Raw genomic sequence first — 6734 nt, forward strand, 5'->3', positions numbered from 1 at the left:
TGGATGGCCCAGGAGATCCGCGACGGTTCCGGCCTCACGGCCATGGTGGCGGGCCTGGGTGGTGGTAAGTCGTTCCTCGGCGGCGGCATCGTCTACAAGACGCTGCGCGCGGGGGCGAACTGGACGACTTGAAGATTGCGGGCGCGCAACCTGCCTGACGACGGCGTCCCCGCTCGTCCCGAGAGAACTAGATGGGTGCAGAGAGCCTTGGCGTCGAGACGCTGACCTCGAGGCGAGGCTGATCCAGCGTTCAACATTCGAGGCGGGCTGCTCAATCCGCTATACCGCGGTCAAATCTGGCACGGAAAGGTTGACAACAACATCTACGCCAGCACATGCGAGACATGGCGACGGCGACCAACGTGACCAGATCAGCGCACAAGACGTGCGCGCCGAACCTCACAGCGTCCGGTACAGCGCCAGCGCGCACGGGATGCTCGTGCGACCGCAGCAGGCACCGTCCGCGATAAGTGCGATGACCAAGCACCTCGATGCCAGACAACTCCCGCGGCATCCTCACGTGCTCACCCAGTCGGGAAATGCTGGGCGGTCCGCCCACGCCGCCGACCGCACCAGTCTGCGTTACGACCACGACCCACGCCACGTTGAGCGCTGAGGCTTCCCGGATTTCCGCCCTATACGGTCTCGGCCGGTACTGTCGCGATCATGTCCACTGACGACTCATCAGCAGAGCTCCGGGGCCATGCGGCGCGCCAGATGCTCGAAGAAGACGCCCGATGGGCCATGGACGTCGTCCTCTCGGGGCAGGAAGCAGGCGGCGACAACGCTGCGTACCTCCCCTTGCTGCTGGGTCACCACTTCGTCCGCATCGCCTATGAAGGTGCAATCCTCCTCCGCTCTCCGAGACCACACGTAGGCATACCTGAACTCGCCGTCCTATTGAATGAGCAGTACGCCGAGATCACCGCCATGGCACGGCATGCCACAAAGTTACTCGACGACACTCAGAAGAGCGACGACGATGTCCTCAGCGAACTTGAGCAGATACTCGAAGATCATCACAACCGGCTTACCGGCAACACGTTCCGATGGGCGCGCTGGCTTGAAAGCGATATCGGCCTCTTCCTCTGCCAGGATCGACTAATCGGAGCGACTGTACCAACGGCCTACCGGCTCGGACTCGACATCACGAACGTGGGCACGATCTCCGGCGAAGACCTCCGAGCTGTGTCTGAAGAGTGGGGAGCGACCATGGCGGTGCTGGGAGTAGCCGCGCTGAACACCGGCAGACCAACCGCCACTATCGACCTCAGTCACGGATTCGAAATCAACTACCGGGATCGACGCGTCTCCAGATACTTCCGTCATCGTTTCGAACCGGAATTCCCGAGCTCTCTCAAGGCGCTGCTACTCCTGATCGAAGGAGACCTGAACACAGCACGGACAGTCCTGCCGCGCACTACGGTAAACCACGAGCAAGCTGGTTTTCGAGCACGCACCATTACCCTGTACCACTCCTTGACCGCCCTCAAGCGCGTTCTGGCCCGATACCCGGGTACAAATACCGCGGAGACGCGAGGTCTTCAGGTTCTCTTGGAAGACCCAGCGACCCTGCGCTTACTCTCATCCGGAGGCCGCCAGGTACGAAATCGATGCATGCATTACGAGATGAGCAATCCGGCCCTCCACCTCGATCTTTCGCTCCCCATGTTCGGGATCATCGAGGCTGTGTACCCCGGCAACAGCTGGGATCAGTTTGACCGCGATGTCACCTCGGTCACCAGTCGCGTCGCCGACCTTCTGGGTTCCTGGAAATCAACCAGCCAGTAGGTCGCAGCGAACGATTCGACAGGTCGGTCGTCCGTACGTGCCCACACCTCACCGCTTCGCCATAAACGCCGAACCCCACTCTTTCATGACAGTGAGCGCGTGCTAGATCGTTACATCGACGACGCATGGACTCGCGATCATCTCGAAGCGTGATGGGAGCTTCACACCTCACGCGATCTCGCCGCACGCGATCTTGCTCGTCGAGCCTTGACAATCTGCAGGTAGAGCAGCCAGGGGCCTAGGGATTCAGCGACGCCACCGTCGCCACCAGTCCAGACGAGGTTTCAAGTTGCCTCTGCGCAGCACAGCGACCTCATGGCGTAACACTAGCAGCTCCACAGGCGCTTTCACGGGACTCCAATTGGGTGTTCGAGAATCGATTCGAAGATTGATTCACCAGTCCGGCTGGCGAGATGTTGTCCTAAGCGGCACCCGCAGATCTGCGAACCGATCGACCACGCAGATCGCCCCTATGGACATCTCCGGCTGCCCCTCTACGAGAACCTTCGGGCCTAACCGGACCGGACTGGAGTGACCTACAACGGAGAGATGGACGAACGGATCCAGGTGGGGCAGGAAAAACCGATCGGCGTCCGGCCGCTCCGGACCCCGGCCCCCATCGTCCGCGAAGAACATCGTGTCCTGCTGGCGTACCAGCGGAATGCGGGCAATCGCGCGGTGCAACGGCTGCTGGCGAACGCCGCCGGCCCCGAAAGCGTGGCCCAGCGACAGCCCGCAGCTCCCACGGATCCGAACGCACGGACGGTCCGGTTCTGCCTCAGCGTGGAGACCGAGGGCATCGGCCACGCCTGGATCGAGGTAGCCCGACTGGACGGCAGCCGCGATTCCTGGGGATTTTGGCCGGCCGGGGCGAGCGCCTCGGTCAGCAGTTCCGGCTCCGGCCCGGCGGTTTATGGCAGCTCGGCGATCGAAACGCGCTGATGACGGGCGGCTCGGTCACCGGTGTGGTCCTCCATCCCGACACCCGCCACCGCGCACAGGTCCAGCACACCACGCTGGTGACCGAGCGGGAATTGGCCAGGGGGATCGCCTACGCCCGCCTCCACACCACCGAGCGATACAACCTCTACACCTACGACTGCATCACTTTCGCTCGCGGCATGTACCAAGCTGTGACCGGCCGCGCGGCACCGCTCGCGGGAATCCTCATCGACGACCCATCCGACCTGGCGCAGAGCATCAGGCACGAACGCGACGCTCAATCGGAGTTTCCACCGACTCTGCGATGACGACAGCAGGCGACCATCGCACGCCCTCGATACGACGCGCCGACGGTCGCGTTGTGAGTGTCGAAACCACATCCACGCAGTAAGGTCCGGAACTTACGGCTAATTAGAGTAGCCATCGCCGATGGCCAGCGACATGCTGCCCGGCGTTCAGAGCCAACGGGCGGGACACGCCCATGTGGGATGCTAACGATCGTCACAAGTCGAGCAGCGCCGCGAGGGTGTCGCGCACCTCGCCGGGCGCCGAACAGTCGTCCACCACGTAGGTGGCCAGCAAGTTGGCCCAGCTGTCCCGCCCCACGACCCGGGGTAGCCACGCCCAGGTGTCCTCCTTCAGCAGTCTGCGGGCTTCGCGATATCCCGATTCTTGGCACAGCATCACCAAGGAGACGGCAGCCCGACGGCGCAGCTCGTCCCGGAGCCCTTCGGCGCCCACGAGGTAACAGGTTCCCAGGACGTAGTCGGACCGCGTTGCGTCGGCTACCTCGACCTTGGGCGCCCGCCCAGGCCGCACATCAGTACCGGTGTTCAAGGTCTTCAGGGTGTCGAGAAGCTCTTCTGCGGCGATCAGTGCCGCCTTCCCCCTGATCACGCACACGTGCCAGGCGACCGATCTTTCGGAGTCATCTTTGCTGAGATCGGCGATCGTGACGAGAGCTTCACCAACGACCGCATCGGGCACTCGCATCGGGGCCGGCTCGGAGCAGTCTTTCAGGTCCGACTCGGCGGGCGGCGACACGGGTCTCGGCTCGGTATGACGAACCCGTGCGGGCCGATCGTCCGGCTCGGTGAGTGCGGTATCGGGCAACGACGGCTCGGGTAGGGACGGGGAGATCCCTAACGCGTCCCGGTATTCGGTGGCCAGTGCGCGTAACTGCCCTCGATGTGCGGCGAAGAAGTTGTCCATCCCGAAAACAGTGCCCTTCGGCCAGCCTTCCGCCCGTAGCTGGCCGACAGTCGACACCGCCCGAGGCGAACCGTCTTCGCCGACGAGCCAAATGCGAACTTCGTCGCCGATGTGCTCGACGAGCACATACTGGAGGCCGAGTGACTCGACCAGCTGAAGGTCACGACGTAGGTGGTCACCGAAAGCCCGAGCGGTCTGCCAGCTGGTGGGCTCCGGGTAGAGCAGCCGGACCAGACGGGCGATGTCCGGCACCGGACGTCCGTCCCAGTAGAGAGCTCCCATGGCCCTGCGCTCGTGCCCTGCCTCCGTCACCGCGAACGCGGCAAGTTTCGGCATGAGCGGCCAGGTGTGGTCCGGCCAGCCGTGTACGATCGCGCTGATCAGGTCGCACGGGTTGAAGACGTCGAGTGCCACATCGGCTTCTTCCCCCGAGGCATGGACGTCCTGGAGCCAGGAGCGGACGAGATTCCGCCAGGCCTCATTGGAGGCGAGGCTGCTCTCGTACTCGGTCAGGAAGACCGGCCACCTTCCACGGTCGGAGGTCCGGGCGGTACCGAAATAGTGGACTTCGGCGAATCCATCGTCGCCGTTCAGCTCCCGGAAGAAATCACGCTGGCTCGAGGCTGCGAGCTTGCCGAACACTCCCGAACTCCGGTAGCCCTCGACTTCCCAGCTTCTATCTTCCTGGATCTGCCGCAGCGTCCCCGGACTAGCCGAAGCGGAGCTGGCTCCGAAAACGTGCTTGAGGATGTGACGCAGTGCTTCGTACTCGAGCTGGTAGCCCGGTGCGCCTTCGGATTCGGTGGCGGCGACCTTGAGTGCCTCCGGAGCGGAGTCCGGATCCATTCTGCCCACCGCGAAGTACAGCCCGTACTGCGGCGAGACGGCGGCATCGCGCCGACGGAAGTCGGCGGCGAGCAAGTCCCCCGCACCGACCTCGGCAGCACGGTCGACGATCTGCTGCCAGCCTGTCTCCCGGTCGGCTTCGGTGAAGAAGTGGAAGATGAAGTGCACCGGGGTCGTCCGGGGCGCCGTAGCTGCGGCCAACAACTCAACGCGCTCGGCACCGGTCGGTACCCCGTCCGGTCCGACTGTGAGCTGATAGCCGCGTACGTCATGTGAAGAGTCACGAGCGAAGTTGCTGACCGGAACCAGCAGCTCTGACCAGGTCGTCGCCACGATGATCGACCGGATCCGGTCCGGGCGCAGCCCCTTCTCCCGCCGAAGCAGCTCGTTGTACTTCGCTATCTCGTGGATGGCGTCGCGCGCGGTCTTGTCAGACCGCTTCAGTTCGATCACGACCCACGAGTCGTGGATGTCCCTCGCGAGGATGTCGATACGGCCGCGAGTACCCGCTGCGTTGGGCAACGGGTACTCGACTGCGACCAGCCGCAGGCCGCGCTCGACGAGGTCGAGCCGCCGCGCGAGGTGATCGCGGATGACGGTCTCGCGCGGTTCGGTCACGAAGCCCCCCGGGGATGCATGGTCGCCGGGAACCCTCACCCGTCCCGTACCTGTGCCTCGATCACGAAGATAGCTCAAGATCGACCGTGGAACAGCTCGCCTTCGGTCGGGATCCGCCCCGCTGGGTCTTGATGCCGACGAGTCCGGTCCACGCGGCCGGGATGCGCACCGACCCGGCGCCGTCGGACCCGAGCGCGGCCGCGAGGATCCCCGACGTCACCGCGGCCGCCGAAGAACCGCCGGGCGTGCGCCCGAGGTGCCACGGGTTGCGTGTGGTCCCGAACGCCGGCCCTTCGGTGAACGGCCTTTTGACCCAGCTCAGGAGTGTTGGTCTTGCCGATGATCACCGCGTCGGCTTCGCGCAGCAGCGCGACGGCGGGCGCGTCGGCCATGGCGCACGGGAACTCGCCGGCGCAGCCGAACGCGGCGGGCAGGCCGGTGAGGTCGACGTCGTCCTTGATCGCCACGGGCACGCCGAGCAGCGGCTTCCGCCCTCCGGCCCGCAGCCGCTCGTCCACCTCGGCCGCTTCCGCGAGGGCCGCGTCGTCACGCATGTGCCGGAAGGCGTTGAGCGTGGGCCGGCTCGCGTGCACCCGCCCGAGCGCGGTCGCGGTGAACCCGGCGGAGGTGACTTCGCCGGCGGCGAGCTGCGCGACCTGGGCGGCAAGGTCCGTGAAGTCGAGGCTCGTAGCGGTCACGGCGGCCCCGAGTTCTCGTTCGTTCGTTCGAACGACCGTTACCGGATACTGCCGGTTTCCGGCCACCCCGAGCGTCGCCCAACCATCAGGGACGCGCAGGCAGACGCCGATGAGTGGACCAAGGCGGGCAGCGAGTTTCTGGTGTCGGGCGGTTTCCGGCCGGCGGTCGTCCCGAGCTCAGCGCGTCTCGACGCGCTATCCCGATTCCCTTCGGCGCACATGCCTCTCGAGCCAAAGACATGGGTCGTCGCGGTTGCGGTAGAGAACTCGGTGGCTCATGAAGACCTCTCGGCGTAGGCTTGCCGCCTTCAAGGGAGGAGGACGATGACCGATTCTCAAATGTTCATCAACAACCACACCTTAAGCCGATTTCGCCGCCGTGGCTTTTACCGGCAACTGAGGTTCGCCCACACGAACGTCGCTAGCGTGTAGTGTGTGGACGCCGAGAACCGATTGACAACGCGACGGAGTGCTCGGTTCGCGCCACCTTGAAGCCCGGTGTGCCCTTCTCCACCACGAACGACTTGATCGCCGCGCGGCCCTTGGACTTGTCCAGCGTCGCCCACACGACCACCGCGTCCGCGCGCTCGCCCGACGTCACGAAGATCTTCTCGCCGTTGATGACGT

At 64.8% G+C, this 6734-nt stretch carries 5 protein-coding genes and 2 pseudogenes; 3 read left to right on the forward strand and 4 right to left on the reverse strand.

From position 1 onward, the window contains the following. The first annotated feature begins 666 nt into the window (after positions 1-666). From ACLJQE_RS44440 to ACLJQE_RS44450, 3 genes are all read left to right on the forward strand, one after another. A complete protein-coding gene (locus ACLJQE_RS44440) occupies positions 667-1791 on the forward strand; it encodes a hypothetical protein (RefSeq protein WP_410645900.1) in 1125 nt (374 codons plus the stop codon). A gap of 549 nt (positions 1792-2340) precedes the next feature. After that, on the forward strand, positions 2341-2733 hold the full coding sequence (locus ACLJQE_RS44445) for a hypothetical protein (protein ID WP_410645901.1): 393 nt from the start codon (positions 2341-2343) through the stop codon (positions 2731-2733). Then, positions 2733-3041, forward strand: a complete 309-nt coding sequence (locus tag ACLJQE_RS44450) for a hypothetical protein (RefSeq protein ID WP_410645902.1) — start codon at positions 2733-2735, stop codon at positions 3039-3041. The genes ACLJQE_RS44445 and ACLJQE_RS44450 overlap by 1 nt, the downstream gene beginning before the upstream one ends. Before the next feature lie 193 nt (positions 3042-3234). On the opposite strand, the gene ACLJQE_RS44455 is transcribed toward ACLJQE_RS44450, so the two are convergent. The 4 genes and pseudogenes from ACLJQE_RS44455 to ACLJQE_RS44470 form a co-directional block, all read right to left on the reverse strand. Next, complete coding sequence (locus tag ACLJQE_RS44455) at positions 3235-5409, reverse strand: endonuclease NucS domain-containing protein (RefSeq protein WP_410645903.1); 2175 nt, start codon at positions 5407-5409, stop codon at positions 3235-3237. 61 nt (positions 5410-5470) lie between these two features. Beyond that, positions 5471-5731: an amidase family protein gene (locus tag ACLJQE_RS44460; RefSeq protein ID WP_410645904.1), complete on the reverse strand. Its 261-nt coding sequence runs from the start codon at positions 5729-5731 to the stop codon at positions 5471-5473. Continuing rightward, a pseudogene (locus ACLJQE_RS44465) lies at positions 5712-6173 on the reverse strand (amidase family protein); the annotation flags it as partial. The gene ACLJQE_RS44460 and the pseudogene ACLJQE_RS44465, both read right to left, overlap by 20 nt. Before the next feature lie 391 nt (positions 6174-6564). Next, positions 6565-6734: pseudogene (locus ACLJQE_RS44470) on the reverse strand (acyl-CoA dehydrogenase family protein); the annotation flags it as partial.

This window comes from Amycolatopsis sp. lyj-346, assembly GCF_046548975.1.
In the GTDB taxonomy this organism is placed as follows: Bacteria; Actinomycetota; Actinomycetes; order Mycobacteriales; family Pseudonocardiaceae; genus Amycolatopsis.